The 20,809-nt window shown below is 56.2% G+C and carries 22 protein-coding genes; 6 read left to right on the forward strand and 16 right to left on the reverse strand.

Annotated features, from left to right (window positions below; genetic code table 11):
* Positions 1-8: 8 nt before the first annotated feature.
* The gene (locus RGB73_RS23770; protein ID WP_310765226.1) at positions 9-875 is read right to left on the reverse strand and encodes a DMT family transporter; all 867 of its coding nucleotides are present in this window, start codon (positions 873-875) and stop codon (positions 9-11) included.
* Positions 876-2,831: 1,956 nt separating this feature from the next.
* Between RGB73_RS23770 and RGB73_RS23775 the strand changes: the two genes are divergently transcribed.
* Positions 2,832-3,212 carry a RidA family protein gene (locus RGB73_RS23775; RefSeq protein ID WP_310765227.1) on the forward strand — a complete coding sequence of 127 codons (381 nt, stop codon included), beginning with the start codon at positions 2,832-2,834 and terminating at the stop codon, positions 3,210-3,212.
* An 84-nt stretch (positions 3,213-3,296) separates the two neighbouring features.
* On the opposite strand, the gene RGB73_RS23780 is transcribed toward RGB73_RS23775, so the two are convergent.
* From RGB73_RS23780 to RGB73_RS23840, 13 genes are all read right to left on the reverse strand, one after another.
* Complete coding sequence (locus RGB73_RS23780) at positions 3,297-3,572, reverse strand: EutN/CcmL family microcompartment protein (RefSeq protein ID WP_310765228.1); 276 nt, start codon at positions 3,570-3,572, stop codon at positions 3,297-3,299.
* Positions 3,573-3,585: 13 nt separating this feature from the next.
* The gene (locus tag RGB73_RS23785) at positions 3,586-4,386 is read right to left on the reverse strand and encodes a hypothetical protein (RefSeq protein ID WP_310765229.1); all 801 of its coding nucleotides are present in this window, start codon (positions 4,384-4,386) and stop codon (positions 3,586-3,588) included.
* Positions 4,387-4,388: 2 nt separating this feature from the next.
* Positions 4,389-5,177 (reverse strand): phosphate propanoyltransferase, encoded by a 789-nt coding sequence (gene pduL, locus RGB73_RS23790; RefSeq protein WP_310765231.1) that lies wholly within the window; start codon positions 5,175-5,177, stop codon positions 4,389-4,391.
* Positions 5,178-5,187: 10 nt separating this feature from the next.
* Complete coding sequence (locus tag RGB73_RS23795; RefSeq protein WP_310765232.1) at positions 5,188-5,475, reverse strand: BMC domain-containing protein; 288 nt, start codon at positions 5,473-5,475, stop codon at positions 5,188-5,190.
* Positions 5,476-5,488: 13 nt separating this feature from the next.
* Complete coding sequence (locus RGB73_RS23800; protein ID WP_310765233.1) at positions 5,489-6,970, reverse strand: acetaldehyde dehydrogenase (acetylating); 1,482 nt, start codon at positions 6,968-6,970, stop codon at positions 5,489-5,491.
* 59 nt (positions 6,971-7,029) lie between these two features.
* Entirely contained in the window at positions 7,030-7,314 is a 285-nt protein-coding gene (locus tag RGB73_RS23805) for a BMC domain-containing protein (protein ID WP_310765234.1), read from the reverse strand.
* A gap of 2 nt (positions 7,315-7,316) precedes the next feature.
* The gene (locus RGB73_RS23810) at positions 7,317-7,688 is read right to left on the reverse strand and encodes a BMC domain-containing protein (protein WP_310765235.1); all 372 of its coding nucleotides are present in this window, start codon (positions 7,686-7,688) and stop codon (positions 7,317-7,319) included.
* Positions 7,689-7,820: 132 nt separating this feature from the next.
* A complete protein-coding gene (locus RGB73_RS23815) occupies positions 7,821-8,606 on the reverse strand; it encodes a DeoR/GlpR family DNA-binding transcription regulator (RefSeq protein WP_310765236.1) in 786 nt (261 codons plus the stop codon).
* A 6-nt stretch (positions 8,607-8,612) separates the two neighbouring features.
* Positions 8,613-9,725, reverse strand: coding sequence for a 2-aminoethylphosphonate--pyruvate transaminase (gene phnW / locus RGB73_RS23820; RefSeq protein WP_310765237.1), 1,113 nt, complete (start codon positions 9,723-9,725; stop codon positions 8,613-8,615).
* 2 nt (positions 9,726-9,727) lie between these two features.
* Positions 9,728-10,522, reverse strand: coding sequence for a phosphonoacetaldehyde hydrolase (gene phnX / locus RGB73_RS23825; protein WP_310765238.1), 795 nt, complete (start codon positions 10,520-10,522; stop codon positions 9,728-9,730).
* A gap of 15 nt (positions 10,523-10,537) precedes the next feature.
* A complete protein-coding gene (locus RGB73_RS23830) occupies positions 10,538-12,238 on the reverse strand; it encodes a putative 2-aminoethylphosphonate ABC transporter permease subunit (protein ID WP_310765239.1) in 1,701 nt (566 codons plus the stop codon).
* Between the two features lie 3 nt (positions 12,239-12,241).
* A complete protein-coding gene (locus tag RGB73_RS23835; protein WP_310765240.1) occupies positions 12,242-13,300 on the reverse strand; it encodes a putative 2-aminoethylphosphonate ABC transporter ATP-binding protein in 1,059 nt (352 codons plus the stop codon).
* A gap of 59 nt (positions 13,301-13,359) precedes the next feature.
* On the reverse strand, positions 13,360-14,418 hold the full coding sequence (locus RGB73_RS23840) for a putative 2-aminoethylphosphonate ABC transporter substrate-binding protein (RefSeq protein ID WP_310765241.1): 1,059 nt from the start codon (positions 14,416-14,418) through the stop codon (positions 13,360-13,362).
* Between the two features lie 187 nt (positions 14,419-14,605).
* Here RGB73_RS23840 and RGB73_RS23845 point away from each other — a divergent pair, with 187 nt between their 5' ends.
* The gene (locus tag RGB73_RS23845) at positions 14,606-14,854 is read left to right on the forward strand and encodes a hypothetical protein (RefSeq protein WP_310765242.1); all 249 of its coding nucleotides are present in this window, start codon (positions 14,606-14,608) and stop codon (positions 14,852-14,854) included.
* Here RGB73_RS23845 and RGB73_RS23850 read toward each other — a convergent pair.
* Both RGB73_RS23850 and RGB73_RS23855 read right to left on the reverse strand, forming a co-directional pair.
* On the reverse strand, positions 14,771-15,703 hold the full coding sequence (locus tag RGB73_RS23850) for a response regulator (protein WP_310765243.1): 933 nt from the start codon (positions 15,701-15,703) through the stop codon (positions 14,771-14,773). The two genes, RGB73_RS23845 and RGB73_RS23850, sit on opposite strands and share 84 nt — an antisense overlap.
* Before the next feature lie 6 nt (positions 15,704-15,709).
* Complete coding sequence (locus RGB73_RS23855) at positions 15,710-16,966, reverse strand: ATP-binding protein (protein WP_310774506.1); 1,257 nt, start codon at positions 16,964-16,966, stop codon at positions 15,710-15,712.
* A 292-nt stretch (positions 16,967-17,258) separates the two neighbouring features.
* Here RGB73_RS23855 and RGB73_RS23860 point away from each other — a divergent pair, with 292 nt between their 5' ends.
* The 4 genes from RGB73_RS23860 to RGB73_RS30675 all read left to right on the forward strand — a co-directional run bounded on the left by RGB73_RS23860 (position 17,259) and on the right by RGB73_RS30675 (position 20,785).
* A complete protein-coding gene (locus tag RGB73_RS23860) occupies positions 17,259-18,248 on the forward strand; it encodes a glutaminase (RefSeq protein WP_396136131.1) in 990 nt (329 codons plus the stop codon).
* Positions 18,249-18,275: 27 nt separating this feature from the next.
* Positions 18,276-19,706, forward strand: coding sequence for an alanine/glycine:cation symporter family protein (locus tag RGB73_RS23865; RefSeq protein WP_310765244.1), 1,431 nt, complete (start codon positions 18,276-18,278; stop codon positions 19,704-19,706).
* A 247-nt stretch (positions 19,707-19,953) separates the two neighbouring features.
* A complete protein-coding gene (locus tag RGB73_RS23870; protein WP_310765245.1) occupies positions 19,954-20,133 on the forward strand; it encodes a hypothetical protein in 180 nt (59 codons plus the stop codon).
* 79 nt (positions 20,134-20,212) lie between these two features.
* Entirely contained in the window at positions 20,213-20,785 is a 573-nt protein-coding gene (locus tag RGB73_RS30675) for a hypothetical protein (protein WP_396136132.1), read from the forward strand.
* The last annotated feature ends 24 nt before the right edge of the window (positions 20,786-20,809 follow it).

The raw sequence follows: 20,809 nt of genomic DNA on the forward strand, positions 1-20,809 counted from the left end.
AAGCACGCCTAGCTCAGCTTGATGATGACGACCCCCGCCAAGATCATGCAAATGGATACCCATTTTACGAAGCTCACCTGCTCCTTCAGCCAGACGATCCCGATGATCGTGGCGAAGACGATGCTGATTTCCCGAACGGAGGCTACGTACGTGACAGGCGTGGTCTGCATGGCGTATACCGCCAGCGAGTTGGATACGAAGACGAACAGCCCGCCCGCCAGCGTATGCCACGGATAGCGCCTTGCCAGCGACCGATAGGAAACGTGGGAATGCGCCCTGCGGTCGATGATCCACTTGCCCGCGAACATTCCGATAAACACGACGTATTTGAACAGCAATCCCGACATCATGGAAGCGCCCATGCCGTCCATCACGCTGCTGAGGGCCGAACAGCTTCCGGCCAGGAAGACCCACTTCATGTTGTGCCAATCTTTCAGCAAATGACTGAGCTCGCGAAGCGAAAAGGAGCGCTGGTTCATGAACACGACTCCCGCGACGATGATCAGGATCCCCAGAAACCCGGTCCAGGCAATCGCCGCTCCGACGAAGACGGTACTGATGATGGTCGTCACGATGGGGGCTGTTCCCCGCAGGATGGGGTAGGCGTAGCTCAGCTGGTTGGTTTTGTACGCTTTGCCCAGGGCGACGAAGTACAAAACCTCCGAGCAGGTGCTGAGCAGCAGCCATTTGATGGCGGACGGCGGAAACGGCGAGGTTCGCCACAGGTAGAAGGCCAGTGGAAAGTACAGGATGACGGAGACGCCCAGAATCAGGGTGAAAAAGGCGTCCCTTTCTTCGATTCGCTTGGAGAGGGCGTTCCAGACGGCGTGGCAGATGGCGGCGAACAACAGGATCAACAAAATGGTGGTGGACATGGTTTTCCCAGCTTTCTGATTTGTTCTCTGCTTGTAAGGGTGAAGCTTCTATGCTCTCTTTGCGTCTGCCCGTTCGGGCTTCGGTGCTGGGGCGGAAAAAGGCGAAAACGCTCCAGGTTCGTAGGGACACTTGCATGGAAGGCATCCCTGTCCGGCTCCGCTCCAAAAGAGGAACGGCGGCCAAAGTAGTCGTCTCGAAGAAGCTTCTCATGGGTGGCCGCTCAGGCGTGTTTCCCTTTTTCCGCTTCGCCTGGGCGGCGTCCCTAATACCTTCGCTTTTTTCGCCTTTTTCCTGGACAGCTGTTGGGGACAGGCGGGCTTCTCTAAGGCATTTGCAAGCTTCTTCTTCGCGGTCTCGGGGAACTGCTAGTGAATGCAGAGCAGCTTGCGGGTTTCGCTTCGAAGCTCTCTTTGCGTCTGCCCGTTCGGGCCTCGGTGCTGGGGCGGAAAAAGGCGAAAGCGCTCCAGGTGGGTAGGGACACTTGCATGGAGGCATCCCTGTCCGGCTCCGCTCCCAAAGGGGAACGGCGGCCAAAGCTGTCCTCTCGATGAAGCTTCTCATGGGTGGCCGCTCAGGCGTGTTCCCCTTTTTCCGCTTCGCCTGGGCGGTGTCCCTAATACCTTCGCTTTTTTCGCCTTTTTCCTGGACAGCTGTTGGGGACGGGCGGGCTTCTCTAAGGCATTTGCAAGCTTCTTCTTCGCAGTCTTGGGGAACTGCTTGTGAATGCAGAGCAGCTTGTGGGTTTCGCTTCGAAGCTCTCTTTGCGTCTGCCTGTTCGGCCCTCTGTGTTGGGGCGGAAAAAGGCGAAAACGCTCCAGGTTCGTAGGGACACTTGCATGGAAGGCATCCCTGTCCGGCTCCGCTCCAAAAGAGGAACGGCGGCCAAAGTAGTCGTCTCGAAGAAGCTTCTCATGGGTGGCCGCTCAGGCGTGTTTCCCTTTTTCCGCTTCGCCTGGGCGGCGTCCCTAATACCTTCGCTTTTTTCGCCTTTTTCCTGGACAGCTGTTGGGGACAGGCGGGCTTCTCTAAGGCATTTGCAAGCTTCTTCTTCGCGGTCTCGGGGAACTGCTAGTGAATGCAGAGCAGCTTGCGGGTTTCGCTTCGAAGCTCTCTTTGCGTCTGCCCGTTCGGGCCTCGGTGCTGGGGCGGAAAAAGGCGAAAGCGCTCCAGGTGGGTAGGGACACTTGCATGGAGGCATCCCTGTCCGGCTCCGCTCCCAAAGGGGAACGGCGGCCAAAGCTGTCCTCTCGATGAAGCTTCTCATGGGTGGCCGCTCAGGCGTGTTCCCCTTTTTCCGCTTCGCCTGGGCGGTGTCCCTAATACCTTCGCTTTTTTCGCCTTTTTCCTGGACAGCTGTTGGGGACGGGCGGGCTTCTCTAAGGCATTTGCAAGCTTCTTCTTCGCAGTCTTGGGGAACTGCTTGTGAATGCAGAGCAGCTTGTGGGTTTCGCTTCGAAGCTCTCTTTGCGTCTGCCTGTTCGGCCCTCTGTGTTGGGGCGGAAAAAGGCGAAAACGCTCCAGGTTCGTAGGGACACTTGCATGGAAGGCATCCCTGTCCGGCTCCGCTCCAAAAGAGGAACGGCGGCCAAAGTAGTCGTCTCGAAGAAGCTTCTCATGGGTGGCCGCTCAGGCGTGTTTCCCTTTTTCCGCTTCGCCTGGGCGGCGTCCCTAATACCTTCGCTTTTTTCGCCTTTTTCCTGGACAGCTGTTGGGGACAGGCGGGCTTCTCTAAGGCATTTGCAAGCTTCTTCTTCGCGGTCTCGGGGAACTGCTAGTGAATGCAGAGCAGCTTGCGGGTTTCGCTTCGAAGCTCTCTTTGCGTCTGCCCGTTCGGGCCTCGGTGCTGGGGCGGAAAAAGGCGAAAGCGCTCCGAACAAAAAAATGCTTGTGCTTTTCCGGAAGCAAATGGATAAATAACAGTATACATGCCTTGCCAAAAAAAGGAGGGAAGACTTATGAATCGAACACGTGTATTTACAGGATCGCCTTGGGAGCCGGTGGTCGGTTACTGTCGGGCGATACGGATCGGCGACAGGATCGAAGTGGCCGGGACTACCGCGATGAAGGACGGCGAGGTCGTCGGCGAAGGGAATCCGTACGAGCAAGCCCGGTTCATCCTGCAGACGATTGAAAAGGCGCTGCAGGAGTTGGGGGCGGATATGTCCCATGTGGTGCGGACGAGGATGTTCGTCACGGACATTTCCCAATGGGAAGAAATCGGAAAAGCGCACGGCGAATTTTTCCGGGACGTTAAGCCGGTTGCGACGATGGTCGAGGTAAAGGGGCTCATCGACCCGCGGCTGCTGGTGGAAATCGAGGCGGAAGCGGTCGTTTGAGCGGCCAGGCTTCAGCAGGCGGTAAAGCGCAAGGAAACGACAAAAGGTGTAGTCTTCCCAGGAAGACTACACCTGCTTTTCTTTTCACTTCTCCTGGGTCACCTCGTATGAGTCGACGATTCCGACAATGACCGCATCGATGGGGACCGTCCTGCCTGGAAAAAGGATCCGTGCGGATGATCCGGACGAAACAATGACTTTTTCGCCGACACCGGCCCCGATGCGATCCGCTGCGATCACCGTTCGTCCGCCCTCCTTGTCGTTCCAGTCAACGGGCTGGACAACCAAGAGCTTCAAATTTTCCATGCCCTCTTCTTTTTGTGTGGACCAGACGCTGCCGATCACTTTTCCCAAAAACATGGCGCTCCCCCCTTCAGCGGACGTAACGGACTACAATCCCTTTCTCTTTCAGCACATCCATCGCAAGCGGAGAGACGATCGCTCCGTGGCGCAGGATCAGCATCTGATCCGGGAAATCCGCTTGTGATTGTACCCAGTCCGCGGTCACGAGCTTGGCCGCGACCGGCTGCCGGCTTTGCGGCGCGTGCTCGCCTGATCCGGCGAGGACCACCTCCCGCTGAACGTCTTCCTGCTTGCGGATAATCGCGTCCGCCATGCCGTTTTGGGCCGCAAATTCTACGCCGAGCTCCCTCATGCCGTCCAGATGCCGCAGAAACAGTGTCCGATACGGTCCGGGCAAAGACAGCGTGCGAAGACAGCGGCGGTCGGCGCGTTTGATTCCCGGCACGTCTTCTCCCACCAGAACCGGCTTGCCCAGCACGAGCGCGGAGAAGATGATCTCCGCTTTAATCGTCCCTTTCAATCCCGTTGCCACCCTGGCGGCATTGTCCAGATCGATTTCCGGGATGGCGATGCCGTCGTACTCTTTCGGCAATTCCAGCGGGGCGGGAGCGTATTCGTCCGTCGCGATGATTTTGCCCGCTCCGCCGCACTCGATCCGGTGCATGCCCAGCCACGAGGACGTCTCCCCGTCGAGAAACAAGATGTCGTGACAGATGCCGTGATTTTGCAAGGCGATGAACTGGTCGGCGAACGGCTCATGCGCCGTGCTGTCGCAAAAGATGAACAGCCATTTGGGCCTCTTTTCCTGGGAACCATTCATGGACTGCAATAGCTCGCGCGTGATGGACTCGATCATCTGACGGACATCCACGCCTACCACCTCCCTTGTGTGGAAAACAGTTTGCCATTGATCCCGATCAGGCACGCCTGGTCACCCGTGGACAGGTTGGCCGCATTCGCTTCGTCCAGGTCGATGTGAAAATCGAGCGCATAGCGCGGGCTCACCCGCACCGTCACATCCGGAAAGATGAGGGCTCGCTCGCCCGCCATCCGCAGGATCAGGCTGTCCCCGTCTTTCACCTTGGCTGCGCGGGCATCCTCCTCGGACATGTGCACATGGCATTTCGCCACGATCACGCCGCTCGGGAGCACGATGCAGCCGCTCGGGCCGATGATGGTGACACCGGGCGTCCCTTCCAGCGCGCCGGACACCCGGATCGGGGGATGAATGCCGAGCTGGAACCCGTCCGTTTTGGAAATTTCCACTTGGGTCGCGCCTCTCGCCGGCCCGAGGATTCGTACTCCATGGATGATTCCCTTCGGCCCCAGCAGCGTCACCGTTTCCTTGGCGGCAAACTGCCCGGGCTGAGAAAGTGGCCGCAGCGCTGTCAGCTGATAGCCTGGACCGAACAGCTTTTCCACATCCTCCGGCGACAGATGCACATGCCGGTTGGATACTCCCACCGGAATGCAAAGCTCCTGGATGCTTTCGCTATCCGAAGAAAGCCCGCAGGTCGATTGGTACGCTTCCACTTTGATACCTCTCCCCTTCAAAAAATCGATGGCTGCCGGAGTGAATTTGTCTTCGGCGCGTACGAGATAAGGATTGGGAATCCCGGATGGCAGCATGGCCCGCAGCGTCGTCTCCGTAATCAGAGCCATGGGCTATGCATTATCCTTCCAGCTTGGGCAGGATGAGCTCGATGTCCGAGTGCGGACGCGGGATGACATGCACGGATTTCAATTCGCCCACTTTTTCCGCCGCTGCCGCGCCCGCATCGGTCGACGCCTTCACCGCTCCCACATCGCCTCGCACCATGACGGTCACCAGACCGCCGCCGACGTGTACCTTTCCGATCAGCTTGACGTTGGCTGCTTTGACCATGGCGTCAGCCGCCTCGACCGCACCGACCAATCCTTTCGTTTCTACCATTCCCAGTGCTCCTGTTTCTCCTGCCATTGTTTATGCCTCCTTACCGATTGGTAGACTGTAGTTCCAGCAGTACGCTCTTGATGATTTCCGCGATTTCATCCCGGCTGATCGCTGGACCGGCTGCAGCCGCCGCGGCTGTCGCCTGTACGGAGGCCTGCGGGCCCTCCAGCTTCATCTCGCGGAGCCCAAAGGCCACGCGCTTGATGTTGAAAAGGTGCTCCGGTCCGATATTGTCCGAAGTCACATTGTTGCCAAACGAGCCGCAGCCCAGCGTCAGCGAAGGCGCGATGCCCGTCGTAGCGCCGATCCCGCCGAAGGTCGTGCCTGCATTCACCACGATCCGGGATGCCGGCTTATCCAGCACGAACGACTCGATCACATGCGAGTCCTGGCAGTGCAGACCGATCGTATGGCCCAGTCCGCCGAGCTCCAGCAGCCTTGTGCACAGGCGGCTGGCCTCGGCAGTATCGCTCACTGTGTACAGCGTGAGAATCGGGGCGAGCTTTTCGATCGAATACGGATGGTTCATACCGACCTCCGTCTCCTCTGCGATCAGGAGCGTAGCGTCTTCCGGCACCAGGATGCCTGCCAGCTCGGCAATCGCTTGCGGCGATTTGCCCACGATCGCAGGATTGAGTCCTCCTGCTCTCATGATGATCGCGGCTACCCGCTTGTGCTCGTGATCGTCGAGGAAATAGGCCCCCTGGCGCTTCAGTTCTTCCACGACCTTGCGCTTGATCGATTTGTCTACGACCAAGGCCTGCTCCGAAGCGCAGATCGTTCCGTAATCGAACGTCTTGCTCTGGACGGTTTGGCGCACAGCGGCAGCGATATCGGCGCTGGCGTGAATGTACACCGGCACGTTGCCCGGCCCTACGCCAAAGGCGGGTTTGCCGGAGCTGTATGCCGCTTTTACCATCGCGGTGCCACCGGTAGCGAGGATCACGTCCGTATCGCTGTGCCGCATCAACTCCTGCGAGGCTGCCAGCGTGGGGTGTGCAATGCAGCTGATCAATCCTGCCGGGGCACCTGCCCGTTCTGCAGCCGCCTGCATGACAGCAGCCGCTTCCTTCTTGCATTTGGCCGCGTGGGGATGCGGGCTGAATACGATCGCGTTGCCTGCCTTTACGGAAATGAGCGCCTTGAAAATGACGGTTGAAGTCGGATTGGTCGAAGGCACGATCCCTGCGACCACCCCCACCGGCTGGGCGATCTCCCACACCCGTTTTTGCTCATCGCGCCGGATGATCCCGACGGTTTTCTTGTCTTTGATGGATTCATACACATCCACAGCGGCGAACAAATTTTTCACGGTTTTGTCCGCCACGCGGCCGTAGCCTGTTTCTTCCACGGCCATGCCTGCCAGGCGTCCTGCCTCGGCACGGGCCGCCTCTGCCATGCGCTGCACGATCTGGTCGATCTGCCCCTGCGACATTCCCGCCAGTCTCTTCTGGGCTTCCCTGGCTCCTTGCAAACAATGGCGCACTTCCTGTACGGATTGCAAATCTGCATCTAGCATCACGATATACCGTCACCTCTTCTCAGCCGTTTGCGAGTCTTGCGAAAGGACCTCAGCAGACATCATTGCGATTGCTCGAGTTTGGGCAAAATCAGCTCAATATCCGTATGTGGCCGCGGGATGACATGGACAGAGACCAGTTCGCCTACCTTTTCCGCCGCGGCAGCCCCGGCATCCGTCGATGCCTTGACCGCTCCCACATCGCCCCGCACCATGACGGTGACCAGCCCGCCGCCGACGTGCACCTTGCCGATCAGTTTGACGTTTGCCGCCTTGACCATCGCGTCAGCGGCCTCCACCGCTCCGATCAGCCCCTTCGTTTCCACCATGCCCAGTGCATCTCCCATGACTATTCCTCCTTGCTTGTTTGCGTAGTCGTCGCCTGCTGGCTGTTTTTCGGTTTGCTCGGCTTCACAGGCTGCTTGCCTTTTTCTTTCTCCAGCTGCTGCAGCACCATCTGCATGACGCTTTGTTCTGGCCTCGGGATGACGCGGGAGTGGCGCAGCTCTCCTACCCGTCTCGCCTCCGCTTCTCCTGCGGCGACGGCCGCCGTTACGGATGCGACGTCTCCAACCACGTAGATCGTGACAATTCCCGCATCCGCCCCTTGGTAGGTGACACAGCGGACATCAGCGGCTTTTGCGGCTGCGTCGGTCGCCGCCACCAGAGCGGGAAAGCCCACCGTCTCGATCATCCCCAAGGCGTAGCCGTTTTCGAACATGTCGGATCCTCCTTTGCTGCCGTTTCTCTTTTTTCAAATGAATACCACGTTTATTTTTTGACTCTTTGTTTCTTTCCTTGATTTTCGTTGGGACTATGGGCCAAAAATGAAGGGCTTCCCGCTCGCCCCGCTTCACTCGGCCACTATCCAGTTCACGCCTGTTGCTTCCAGTTTGTTCGCCCACTCCTCCGGCGGATGCACGTCGCTGACGACGATCTCCGTTTCCCGCAGGTCCGCTACCTTGTAAAACGTGCTGACGCCGATTTTGGAGTGATCCGACAGAACGATCGTCTCCTTTGCGTTCTCGATGAAACGTCTGGCCAGCAGCGCCTTTTCCGCGTCGTACGAGGAGATGCCGTACTCCAATTGGACTCCGTCTATCGCAAGAAAGGACTTGTCGATGAAAAAGTCAGTCATCATTCTTTCGGCGTGCATGCCTACGGAGCGAAAGTGCCTGGCTTGCACCTTGCCCCCGAGAAAGTAGACGTCCCCCGACCACAGTCCCTGGTTTTGGTACTCTAAGAGAAGGTTCAGGGCCGGTACAGAGATGGTGATGAGGCAGAGGTTCTTGCGGCTCCTCAGGTACGGCAGCATGTGCATCGTTGTCGTCCCGTCATCGATCAGGAGCACGTCGTTGTCCTGCACGAGATTCGCAGCGGTGCGCGCGATGCGCTTCTTTTCGTCCGCATGGGCGACTTCCCGCGTGAGGTGGGAAGGCTCTTCCTGGTCATACCCGGTTTTGATCGCCCCGCCGTACACCCGCTTGAGCCGATTGTCCCGCTCCAGCTCTTCCAGATATCGCCGGATCGTCTCCGAGGATACCTGCAAGGTCTCCACCAGCTCGCTGGTTTTCACTTTCCCATTGCCGTTCAGCCGATCCAGGATGATTTTTTTGCGCTCTTCGCCGGCCAGAGACATAGGCCGCTACCAGAACAGGTTTTGCTCGACCGCCTGTACCAGCCGCTTCATGTCGTGCGGATATACCTCACCGATATTGCCGATGCGGAATGTGTCCGCCACGGAGATTTTTCCCGGATAGATCACGAAGCCTTCCTTTTTCAAGCGTTCGTAAAACGCCGCAAACGTGAACGCCGGACTGTCCGGATAGTAAAAGGAAGTGATGATCGGCGACTGCAGCTCTTTGGGCAGCAGCGTGACGAAGCCGAGCTTCTCCATGCCTTCTACCAGTGTGCGTTGGTTTTCCCGGTACCGGACGCAGCGCTTTTCCACGCCGCCCTCCTCCTCCAGCTCCGCCAGCGCCTGGTAAAACGCGCGAACGACGTGGGTAGGCGAAGTGTAGCGCCACTTGCCGTTATGCTTTTCCATCGTGTCCCACTGGTCGTACAGATCAAGCGAGAGGGACCGCGCCTGGCCACTGCATTTTTTCAGTTCGTCGATCTTTGCCACAACGAACCCAAAGCCGGGCACTCCCTGGATGCACTTGTTGGCGCTGCTGATCAGAAAGTCGATTCCCAGGCCGGGCACATCGATCGGGACGCCGCCGAAGCTGCTCATCGCGTCGACGATCAGCACTTTTCCATGCGCTTTCGCCACCTTCGCGACCTCTGCGATCGGATTGAGCATGCCGGTCGTCGTCTCGCAATGCACCACCGCCACGTGAGTGATCTTCGGATCCTGCTCCAACGCCTTCTGCAAAGCATCCGCCTCGGCAGCGGCCACTTCGCCAAAGTCGATGACCTGCGTCTCGATTTTCAGCACCTGAGCCATCTGGGCCAGCCGATTGCCGTAGGCTCCGTTGGTCATTACGACCAGCTTGCCGTCCGCCGGCACGGCCGAGCCGACTACCGCTTCTACGGAAAAGCTGCCGCTGCCTTGCATGAGAACGGCGGTGTAATCGTCCTGGCTTGCTTCGGCCAAACCGACCAGCTTGCGCCGAATCACCTGGACCAGATCGTTGTACTCGCTGTCCCACGTGCACCAGTCTCGCAGCATGGCCGCCTTTACACCCTTTGAGGTCGACAGCGGACCCGGGGTCAACAAGAGGTACGGATTGTCGGGCAATTGCGTGAGTTTCATCGTCATCTCTCCTTTTGCGCCAGGCGCAGGTTGATTTTCGGGATGAGCGTATCCAGCTCGCCGATGGATTCAATCACATAGTCGGCTCCGACCGCCTTGAAGCGCTTGGCCACCGCCTCCATTCTGTCGTACAGAACATCGGGGTCGCATTCCTGCACTTCCCGTTCGGTCATGCCCAGCTCGCTGCTCCCCTTGATCACTCCGACGGCCCATGCCCCGGCTGCCACCGCTTCTTTAATATCGCTGGTGGTGTCTCCCACCTTGATGATGTGCTTCATGGGGTGGACGTCCAGGTTGATCGCGTTTTGATAGCACATCCAGGGCAAGGGCCGTCCAGCCGGCATCTCGCTGGGCGTGACCATCGAGTCGGGAGCGTATCCCTTCTTCTTGGCTTCCGGCGCCACGACGGCCATCATCTCCGCCGTGTATCCCGTAGTCGATCCGATTTTGATGCCGGCGGCCCGCAGCCGCGCCACCAGCTCCAGCACTCCCGGTATCGGAGTGGTGTAGTTTTTCAAAATGGAAAACAGCATCGGCTCGAAATCGGCATACAGCATGTCGACGTCTTTCTTCTCCGGAAGCCTGCCGTATTTCGCTTTCCACAGATTTGCAATCCTGTCCATTTTCAGCATCGTGTCGATGTGATCCCACTTGAGCATCCCCATCGGCTCTCGCGCTTCCTCGTGCGTGACTTCGATGCCCCGCTTTTTGAACACCTCCAAAAAGACGTCGAGGGGCGCGAAGCATCCATAGTCAACGGTTGTTCCGGCCCAGTCAAAGATCACTGCTTGAATCATCTCTTCTCCCCACCTTTATCTTTTTTGCCATGCCCCTGTCTTCTCTCTCCATTTTTTCGTGCCGACCTCGTAGACGACCCGCACCACTACATTGGTCAGGACGATCAGCACGGACATCGCGGCTGCGGGAGCCACATCCCCGGCGTCGTCCATATTGACGATGGAGACGGAGGCGAGTTTGAAATCGGCCGAGTACAGAAAGACGACGGCTGAGATGGTCACCATGGAGTTGATGAAGTAGTAGACGGCGTTTTCCAGGATGGCTGGCAGCGACATCGGCACCGTCACCCGCCAAAACGTGACATAGAATGGAACGCCCATCGACTCGGAGGCGAGCTCGAATTCCTTGTCCAGTTTTTTCAGCGCGGTCGTTGCCGAGATGAACGGTACGGCGTAAAAGTGAATGAGATTGGCCAGCACCAGGATCATGATCGAGCCGTACATCCAGTTCAGCGGATTGTCCGGATGGTTAAAGAAGTAAATGTAAGCCAGACCGATCACCAGACCCGGCAGGGCGAGCGGCAGGATGGAAAGGAAGTATCCGACCTGGCGCAGCCCTTTCAGAAAGCGTGTCTTTTCTATCAGGTACGCATTGATGAAGGTAATGATTGTGCCGGCCACTGCGCTGTAAAAGGAGACGAGCAGGCTGTTCCAGAACGGCTGCATTCCTTCTCCTGCCACCTTGGAAAAGTCGTAATGCGTAAGCGACAGGCTCAGGTCGTACGGCCAGACCTTGATCAGCGAGGCGAAGATCACCGTCCCCAGCATCAGGAAGATCGAGGCCGTGATCAGCGAGCAGTAGACGAAGAAGGCTGTGTCCCGTCCCCGCTGTTTCGTGATCTTGTACGGTGTGGACTTGGCCGAGACGGAGGAGTTTTGCTTGCGCTCCACGATCCGGTCTACGATGAAGGCGAGAATGGCCGGCAGGATCAAAATAATTCCTACGGTCGCGCCCATTGTCGTGTTTTGCTGCCCGATCACTTGCTTGTAAATGTCCGTCGCGAGCACGTTGTACTGCCCGCCGACTACCTTGGGGGCTCCGAAATCCGTAAAGCTCAAGGTAAAGCAGACGAAGACGGCGCTGATCAAGCCGTATTTGACGTTGGGCAGTGTCACGGTGAGAAACTTGCGCAGCTTGCCCGCCCCCATCGTCTCCGCCGCTTCGTACAGGTTGTAGTCCGCAAAGGAAAGCGATACCGCCATGATCAGGTACGCCTGCGGAAAGGTGTAGATCACCTCCGACAGGATGATTCCCAGCGGCCCGTACAGCTCCAGGTCGAAGCCGGGCAAGACTCCGAAAAAGCCGGTCGTAATGATTCCCTGGTTGCCGAACAGGTAGGTCAGCGCGATCCCGTGCATCATGGTAGGCGCAAAGAGCGGCAGCAAGGCGACGTAGCGGAAAAACGCCTTTCCTCTCATATCGGTCCGGGTCAGGGCGAAAGCGTACAGAAACGCGAGCGCAACCGATAACACCGTGGTGACCCCGGAGACGTACATCGTGTTGCCGAAGGACTGGACGAGCGCCGGAGTCGCAAAGTACTTGACGAAGTTGGCCAGCCCGATGAACTCGCCGCGCTCGCTCAGGAACGCTTTGCTGAACAAATCCCCGAGCGGCAGCAGCACGCTGACAAGCAGGGTGACGACGATGCCGGCGATCAAAATCTTTTGCAGCCATTCATCCCGGCCCATCTTTTGCCGAACAGTGCGGGTGCTCATCGCTCAACCACTCCCCGTCTTCTTCGTCACGGCTGCCTGGTCGAACGCGATCAGGTTTTCCATCGGCAGCTCGAAAGCGACCTGTTTGTCGCGCGCAAGTCCCATCCGATGCGTCTGCTTGACCGGCAAGTCGATCGTGACCAGTTGCGGGAGCAGCCCGTTCTGGCGGTTGACCAGCTGCAGCGTGACGCGGTAGAACGAACCGCGAAACTCCAAGTCTTGCACGATCGCCTGGAGACTGTACTCGGCAGCGTGCTCGGTCAGGTGGATGTTTTCCGGCCGGATCGCAAACAGCCGGTCCTGGCTCACGCCTCCGCTGCCCAGCACGGATTCCTCCAGGAAGTTGATCGCCCCTACGAAGTCGGCGACGAACGGGCTGTTCGGCCGCTCGTACACCTCCTGCGGGGATCCGACCTGGACGACCTCCGCATTGTTCATCACCACGATACGGTCGGCCATCGTCAAGGCTTCATCCTGGTCGTGCGTCACCATGATCGTGGTGATCCCGATCTTCTCGTGCAGGCTTCTCAGCTCCCGGCGCAGCTTGAGGCGGACTTTGGCGTCCAGCGCAGACAGCGGCTCATCCAGGAGCAGGAAGTCGGGGGACAGCGCGATGGCCCTCGCCAAAGCGACTCGCTGCTGCTGTCCGCCGGAAAGCTGCGACGGATACTTGTCGCGGATGTGCTCCAGATCGATCAGTCCCAGCACTTCCCGCACCTTTTCCACGATCTCTTTTTTCGACCATTTCTTGGCTGAAAGCCCGTAGGCGATATTTTGTGCGGCCGTCAGATTGGGAAAGAGCGCGTACGACTGGAACATCATCCCGAAGTTTCGTTTGGCTGGCGGGAGAGCCGTGATGTCTCGGCCGCCTACGAAGATGCGTCCGCTCGTGGGCTGCTCCAGCCCCGCCAGGATGCGGAGCAATGTCGTCTTGCCGCAGCCGCTGGGACCGAGCAGGCAAATGAACTCATTCTTTTCGATTTCGATGTCGATTGACGCAAGTGCTACAAACTTGCCAAACGTTTTTCGGATTCCTTGAATGTGGAGATAGGGCTGTGTCATACGCTCCTCCTTTCCTCCTTTTGTGCGACTGGCGAGAGGATTCATGCCTGGGCGAAAGCTCATTGCTTCGGCTCGCTCTTCGTGCTGTAACGCTTATCCCACTCCGCCAGAATGCCGGCCCGGTCTGCCGCCGCTTTGTTCAGGTCGTTTTTGACCAGCTGCGATTTCGGATCTTTCGTATAGCCTTCGGGGATGCCGCCGCCTGCGTCCTTCAGCGTGATGATGGCGAAGTTTTTGTTGTACTCCTTCATCGCGTCGTCGGTAATCGCCCAGTCGAGGAAGGTTTTGGCCTCGGGCTTGATTTGCGGCTTTTTCACAAGCGCGTTGGCCTCCACGTCCCAGCCTGCTCCCTCCTGGGGAAACACGATCTCGAGCGGCGCTCCTTTCTTCTTCTCCGTGATCCCCCGATAGCCGAAGGAAATGCCGATCGGGTATTCCCCGGAGGCTGCCATTTTGGCCGGCTTGGATCCGGAGTGTGTGTACACGGCGATGTTTTCGTGCAGCTTATCCATGTAGCTCCACGCCTCTCCGTCACCCTGCAGCTCCAGCCAGGCCAGAACGGTGAAGAATCCGGTTCCCGAGGAGGAAGGGTTGGGCATGACGATCATGCCTTTGTACTCGGGCTTGATCAGGTCGGCGTAGCTTTTCGGGATCGGCAGGCTGCGCTTTTCCAGCTCCTTGGTGTTGACGACGAAGGCCGTCTCAAACGCGTCGATGCCTACCCAGTGCGCCGGCTCTCTGGAATCCTTGAACTCGGGGTCGATCCTCTCGATTCCTTTGGGAGAGTACGGCTCGAGCGCGCCCTGCAAATCCGCACCGAGCAGTTCGGTCGCTGCTGTTCCCCAGACGACGTCCGCTTGCGGGTTGTCCTTTTCGGCAATCAGCTTGGCGACGATGACGCCTGTCGAGTCCCGGACAATATTCAGCTTGATCTCTGGATGCGCCTTGTTGAACGCCTCGACGTACGCCTTGATCTGATCGTCCTCGAGAGCCGTGTACACCGTCAGCTCCGAAGAGCCCGATTTGCCGCCGGAAGCCGGGCTGGAAGACTGACCGCACCCTGTCAGTGCCGCCACAAGCATTACACCTGCGAAGAAAGAGCTGTACCATTTTTTCATTCATGACCCTCCCCTTTTTCCTGCACGAGTCTCCCACTCCACCTGGGCTTCCGGTTAAGACAACACTAATCCCACAGTAATTAGTTTGTTTTACCGTTTTTTAGTTGTTTTTTGTTTTTATTATACCTATTTGTCTAAACATTTCAAATCTTTTTTGGAAAAACAAAAAAGCAAGTCCAAGGCGGATATGGCTCGCTTCGGAAACCGCTTGCGAATCGAGTATCCGCGCGCATGGTTGCAAGTAAAAAAAGATCGGGACCTCACATGCTACACGGTCCCGATCACGTATGTGGTTTCTGTGACGATCACCGACTTTCAGCGCATCGGGACCCATCAGAAGGTAAAGCCGTCTTTACCCTTCCGTCTGCATTCGTTTTGCTTCCGTATAAAGGGCTTGAATGAATTTTTTCATGTTGATCCGGATGGACGAGCCTGACCCGGACGCGTTGTCTTTCAGCTCCCCCATCCGCTTCCACACGCTGGTGAAGTCGAAAAATTGGGACGCGTATTTTTCAAATTTCCAGTTGGACACATCCGCAAGGCCAAGCGAAGCCAAATGATTCAAGGACTGATAAATGGCCCGCCTCACCCGCTGCTCGGAGGCTTTGACTACCTTCCCCAATTGCTGCTCATCTGCGGGCTCGTCCAGCCTGGCTTGCGCGACCTCCCAAAAAATTTCCTTCAGGGCTGGAAATCCGCTTCTGAACGTATGCTTTTGTTCAAACTGATGGAGATACTCCACGATGTCCAAAAGGTCATGACTCCCGATGTCCCCCGAGATGCCCAATTCCCCCAAGAGATAGTGGCCTGTCTCCCGGATCTGTTTGCCTTCGGAGGCCGCTTGCTGACCGGCGGGGGACGGATCTTTCTGAAAAACGGCGTTCAAGGTTTTGTGGATATCCTGGATGGACTTCTCCAGGCGAATTTTCTCCATTACCTTGGAGATGATGGTCACCACCTCGATTCGGTTGACCGGTTTGATGATGTAGTATTCGCTGCCCAGCGAGTATGCCTTCGCGATCAGCTCCTTCGATTCCACTTGCGAGATCATGATGATCTTCCCCTTGAAGGCCGGCCTGATCTTGCGAATGGTCTCGATTCCGTCCTGGGTCGGCATCAGCAAATCGATCAGCAAAATGTCCACATTCCGCATGGCCAGCATGTGCCCGTCGAGGAGCGACCCGTCCTCCGCCTCCCCCACGACCTCTCCCAAATCCTCGTCTTCGATGATTTCCGTCAACATCAGCCGGACAGCCTCATCATCATCCACGATGTAAAACCGCATGTCTCCTCACTCTTTCTGCATGAAATGTTCGACTCGCAAGCGAATTTGGAAAGTCGTCCCCTCACCCGCTTCCCCATCCTGAACAGAAATGTCGCCACGAAGCTGCTCCACCATTTCCTTCACGTAGGACAGCCCGATTCCCGTGGAGGGATTTCCCAGGCGATCGTACTTCGTGGTAAAGCCAGGCTTGAAGATCAGCCGTTTACGTCTGGGCGAAACGCCGGGGCCGTTGTCGCTGACCCTGATGGTCACCCAGTCCCCTTCCCTCTCCACCTTGATCGAGATCGCACCTTGTCCTGAAATCGCCTCGACCGCGTTGGCCACCATGTTGTTGATGAGCGACAGCACGGTGAACACGTGATACGGGGGATGGCTGCCTGCGATCACGCTGTTGAATTGGATGTCCTTCTCCAGCAGTCCCGCATACTTCCGGTTCGAGCGGATGATGATTTCCACGAGCTGATGGATGTCCATATAATCCGCCAGGCTCTCTTCGGAAATGAGCTTGGACAGCCCGGCAAAAATGCGCTGGTTGTCTTTTTTGATTTCATGAACTTCGCCGGAAATGATGAGCGCCTGCCTTACCCACTCATCGGATATGGCTTGGGAGGATTGGCGCAGCTCCTGCAACCCCTGGTATAAATCAAAGGATTTGACCGTGATGTTTTCCGCGTTTTGCAATGTTTTTTTGAGGTGAATCGATTCTTCGTACAAATTGGAGACGAGCAGCAGCATGTGCTCATTTTGCATCCTGGTCTGCTTTTCCCGCGATTGCGCTTCGTAGAGCTTCATCATGTTCAAAAAGCTCAGGACAATAAAGCTGTGGGAAAGCGCGATCGTCATCATCTCCTGGAGCCCCGCCCATGTGATGATCGTATGGAAGACCCAGCGCTGGACGAACAGCTCCATCAGGTCTGCCAGCACTTCGATAATCATCCCGATACCGGCGACGAGCAATGTCCGGTCGTGAAACCGTTCCATCCTGACCAACTGAAACAGGGCGGCGTACGTGAAGTAAAAGAAAAAGGCGGAGTAATGGGCCTCTATGGAAGCGGAGAAGGCAAACGGCGCATTGCCCGCCAGGTCCAGGAGGATGCGGAACGCCACCACGACTGCCCCGGTCAGAAAACCCGGCACTATAGCCGGCGTGTTTTGAAACAACAGCAGGAAAAAGAAAAAGGTAGGAGCTCCAAAGCTGATCCGAAAGGTTTCGTTGACGGGATAGAACTTTAATTCCCCTGCGAGAGGAACCGTCACCAGCATGAGAGCAAGGATATACCTGTCCTTTTTGGCGATGGAACCGAATGTCAATCCTTCCACTTCCCCGTTTCTTTCTGTAAATGGATAACCTCTCACCCTCCTATTCTTATCGAAAGGATAGAAGAAGAACAAGCATAGAAAAAAAATTTATATAGCTGCCCGGGATAAGCTGTGACTTTTCGTTTGATTCTGTAGGTTGGGTGATACGCTGTAGGCATGTGCGCTAAAGAAAGAGTGGAAGCGCTTTCGCTTCTCTTGTCTCCAGGCATAGGCGAGAGTTTTGGGGGGTTCAAACATGGTTCAAACAGGTACGGTAGAGGACAGGAAGCAGGGTGTGCAACGATGGGAGAGTTTGGACAAATGGGTGGCAGAATGCCGTTCGATGTCCAAAAACGGAGCATGCGCGAGCTACATCCCCGCATTGAAACGGGTAGATCCCGGACAACTGGGCATCTGCATCATCGAGCCTGACGGAAACATGACCGTCTCAGGCGATTGGGAAGCCTCTTTTACAATGCAAAGCATTTCAAAGGTGATCAGCTTGATTGCCGCGTGCTGCCATCACGGCATTCCTTATGTGCTGGAGCGCGTAGATGTAGAGCCGACGGGAGACGCGTTCAACTCGATCATTCGCTTGGAAATGCACAAGCCGGGCAAACCCTTCAACCCGATGATCAATGCGGGAGCGATCACGGTCGCTTCGCTTCTCCCGGGGAAGACTTTTGACCAAAAGCTGACGTACGCAAACAGAATTTTCCAAAACCTTACAGGCGCTCAGCCCACGGTGAACGAGGAAGTCTATCGTTCGGAATGGGAAACCTCTCATCGGAACAGAGCCCTTTCCCACTATTTGAAGGATACGGGCTATCTGGAGTGCGAGGTAGAGGAAGCACTGGAGGTCTATCTGAAGCTCTGCTCGATCGAAGTGGATACCCGGCAAATCGCTCTGATCGGACTGATCTTGGCCCTGGACGGCTTCCATCCGCTCCGCCATGAGCAAGTCCTCCCGAAACAGGTCGTCAAGCTGGCCAAGGCCCTGATGCTCACCTGTGGAATGTACGACGCTTCCGGCAAGTTCGCCGCCCATGTCGGACTGCCCGCCAAAAGCGGTGTCTCGGGCGGGATCATGACAATGGCTCCTCCCAAATCGAATGCCGCCTCCCCTTTCCCCAACGGGTGTGGAATCGGGCTGTTCGGACCCGCCATCGACGAATGCGGAAACAGCGTGGCCGGAGTCCAGTTGCTTCAACGTCTCGCGAGTGAATGGGATCTGAGCATTTTTTAACCAACATTACGGATACGAGGTGACCTCATGCAGCAAATTGTTCAAGATTTGATCAGCTCCATCAACGACTTTTTGTGGTCCAATGTCCTCATTATCATGCTTGTCATTGTCGGCCTGGTTTTCACTTATAAAGGCAAATTCCTGCAAGTGCGCATGCTCAAAGATATGGTGGGGGCGATCAAGGAAGGGAAAACCGGTCCAAAAGACGGAATCTCCCCCTTCCAGGCGTTCTGTATCAGCATGGCGGCACGGGTGGGTACCGGAAATATTACCGGGATCGCGATTGCCGTCGCTTTGGGAGGACCCGGCTCCGTCTTCTGGATGTGGGTGATGGCGATCATCGGCTCGGCGTCCAGCTTCGTGGAGAGCACACTCGCCCAGATCTACAAGGTGAAGGATCAAGACGGCTTCCGCGGCGGCCCCGCCTATTACATGGAAAAAGGACTGAACAAGCGCTGGATGGGTGCGTTGTTCGCCGTTTTGATCACCCTGTCCTTCGGGCTCGTCTTCAACGCTGTTCAGTCCAATACGATTACCGTCGCTTTTGAAAACTCGTTTGGAACGAATCGTCTCACACTCGGCATCATCATGGCTGTTGTTTTTGCCCTCATTATTTTTGGCGGAGTGAAGCGGATCGCAAAATGGTCCGAATATATCGTGATCGTTTTGGCCGTCTTGTACATTGGCATGGCGCTGTTCATCATCCTGATGAATCTGGGGAAAATGCCGGCAGTGCTCTCCCTGATCGTGAAAAATGCCTTCGGGTTTGACCAGATCGCGGGTGGAACGCTCGGTGCCGCCGTCCTGCACGGGGTCAAACGCGGCCTCTTCTCCAATGAAGCAGGGATGGGGAGCGCGCCAAACGCCGCCGCTACGGCAACGACCAGCCATCCTGTGAAGCAAGGGCTGATCCAGGCTTTTGGCGTATTGACCGACACCTTGATCATCTGCACCAGCACGGCCTTCATCATCCTGCTGTCGGATGCGTACAAGCAGCCGGAGCTGAGCGGTATCGAGCTTTCCCAAGCCGCCCTCAGCGCCCATATCGGCTCGTGGGCATCGGCCTTCCTCGCCATCATGGTGTTCCTGTTTGCGTTCAGTACCTTGATCGGAAACTACTACTACGGGGAAACCAATATCGAGTTTTTGAAGACCAACAAAGCATGGCTCATGCTGTACCGAATCAGCGTGCTCGCCATGGTCCTGTTCGGCGCCGTAGCAAAAGTCCAGCTCGTGTGGGACATGGCGGACTTGTTCATGGGCTTCATGGTCATCGTCAACCTGATCGCCATCTTCCTTTTGTCCAAAGTCGCCTTTGCTGCCCTGCGTGATTACACGACGCAGAAAAAAGCAGGGAAAGATCCCGTGTTTTATCGCGACAGCATCGACGGCATCGAAAACGCGGAAGCGTGGGACTTCTCCCCAGGGTCTGACGTTTCGGCAAGAAAGAGCTCCTAATTCCATCTGCTAGATCCAAAGCCGGCCCCTCTGTCGGCATGTCCGTAAAACAACGAAAGACGTGACTGGTCGGTACGCATGAACATGCTCCGCCGGCTCACGTCTTTTGTCATTCACGGGCAGCATGTTCCTCCCCCGCGCTTCAAATACTTCGCTTCTGCACTCTTTTGTTAAATAATTCCCTATTTCCCAGTTGCAAGAGATATAATTGATTTTATGTTGGACTTGTTTCGGAGGTGTAACTGATATGGAAAACCAATTTGGAATAGGCTGGGGAACCTTGGCACTTATCAATGCCGGACTTGCCCAGGCTAAAAATCGCAGCGGAGCGAACTGGTTCTTGCTTTCCCTGCTTTTAGGACCCATTGCAACCCTGATCATTGTGGTATGGGATAAACTCCCCGAGCAAAAAAACCTGTCTCAGTAAGCATCGTGATCTTTCGCCAAGCAGTCTTACAGGAAATGAGGTGCTCTATTTGCGATGGTTCTTCTCGCCTGAGGAGAAAATGTACAAGTATGTGGTAAAAGCCGTAGTCTTCTCCTCTCTGGTCCATCTGGTATTTTTCGTCATTGTCCCAGTGTTGTCGGGATTACTTCTTACCTGCTTCTATGTGCCTGATGTCATCGACGCGTATAACAACGTGGAACATTTGCAAAACGAAGTAAGATTTGGCTTCGTCCAAAGATCAGGAAATGCGGCTAGCATATTCGTTCCGTTTTTTCCTCTGCTTTGTCGCTTATTTTTTTATTCTTTTTGTGATGAAAAAGAGGAAAAGAAAATGAAAACGATAAACCTCCCACGTAATGATAACCAACATAGGGGAAACAAAAATCCATACAGGGAGGAACACAATGGGGAAACGAGGAAAAATACAACTTTTACCGTGATTGCATCCACCATTCTTGCAAGACCAACGACGAAATATACCGATTTGAGAAAAGGCAGCCGATCACTTGTCGGCTGCCTGCTTGTCATGATTCAACGAACTATATTGCTAATCTTAAAACTCCAGCCCAACCTCCATCGCCTCTCACTTCGTTTCGTACTTTGGATATGCCGAGTGTTTCTTTGCAAATAATAAGATTGTTACACAGTAAAATGG

This window comes from Brevibacillus brevis, from assembly GCF_031583145.1.
Taxonomy (GTDB): domain Bacteria; phylum Bacillota; class Bacilli; order Brevibacillales; family Brevibacillaceae; genus Brevibacillus; species Brevibacillus brevis_E.

Coding starts and splice junctions, on each gene's coding strand:
- phnW (WP_310765237.1), bottom strand. CDS start 9,725: ATGAAACTCACGCAATTGCCCGACAATCCGTACCTCTTGTTGACCCCG.
- RGB73_RS23780 (WP_310765228.1), bottom strand. CDS start 3,572: ATGTTTTTGGGAAAAGTGATCGGCAGCGTCTGGTCCACACAAAAAGAA.
- RGB73_RS23850 (WP_310765243.1), bottom strand. CDS start 15,703: ATGCGGTTTTACATCGTGGATGATGATGAGGCTGTCCGGCTGATGTTG.
- phnX (WP_310765238.1), bottom strand. CDS start 10,522: ATGATTCAAGCAGTGATCTTTGACTGGGCCGGAACAACCGTTGACTAT.
- RGB73_RS23805 (WP_310765234.1), bottom strand. CDS start 7,314: ATGGGAGATGCACTGGGCATGGTGGAAACGAAGGGGCTGATCGGAGCG.
- RGB73_RS23835 (WP_310765240.1), bottom strand. CDS start 13,300: ATGACACAGCCCTATCTCCACATTCAAGGAATCCGAAAAACGTTTGGC.
- RGB73_RS30675 (WP_396136132.1), top strand. CDS start 20,213: ATGTACAAGTATGTGGTAAAAGCCGTAGTCTTCTCCTCTCTGGTCCAT.
- pduL (WP_310765231.1), bottom strand. CDS start 5,177: ATGGCTCTGATTACGGAGACGACGCTGCGGGCCATGCTGCCATCCGGG.
- RGB73_RS23855 (WP_310774506.1), bottom strand. CDS start 16,966: ATGCTGGTGACGGTTCCTCTCGCAGGGGAATTAAAGTTCTATCCCGTC.
- RGB73_RS23860 (WP_396136131.1), top strand. CDS start 17,259: ATGGTTCAAACAGGTACGGTAGAGGACAGGAAGCAGGGTGTGCAACGA.
- RGB73_RS23810 (WP_310765235.1), bottom strand. CDS start 7,688: ATGTTCGAAAACGGCTACGCCTTGGGGATGATCGAGACGGTGGGCTTT.
- RGB73_RS23770 (WP_310765226.1), bottom strand. CDS start 875: ATGTCCACCACCATTTTGTTGATCCTGTTGTTCGCCGCCATCTGCCAC.
- RGB73_RS23845 (WP_310765242.1), top strand. CDS start 14,606: ATGGCTCGCTTCGGAAACCGCTTGCGAATCGAGTATCCGCGCGCATGG.
- RGB73_RS23815 (WP_310765236.1), bottom strand. CDS start 8,606: ATGTCTCTGGCCGGCGAAGAGCGCAAAAAAATCATCCTGGATCGGCTG.
- RGB73_RS23830 (WP_310765239.1), bottom strand. CDS start 12,238: ATGAGCACCCGCACTGTTCGGCAAAAGATGGGCCGGGATGAATGGCTG.
- RGB73_RS23840 (WP_310765241.1), bottom strand. CDS start 14,418: ATGAAAAAATGGTACAGCTCTTTCTTCGCAGGTGTAATGCTTGTGGCG.
- RGB73_RS23870 (WP_310765245.1), top strand. CDS start 19,954: ATGGAAAACCAATTTGGAATAGGCTGGGGAACCTTGGCACTTATCAAT.
- RGB73_RS23775 (WP_310765227.1), top strand. CDS start 2,832: ATGAATCGAACACGTGTATTTACAGGATCGCCTTGGGAGCCGGTGGTC.
- RGB73_RS23865 (WP_310765244.1), top strand. CDS start 18,276: ATGCAGCAAATTGTTCAAGATTTGATCAGCTCCATCAACGACTTTTTG.
- RGB73_RS23795 (WP_310765232.1), bottom strand. CDS start 5,475: ATGGCAGGAGAAACAGGAGCACTGGGAATGGTAGAAACGAAAGGATTG.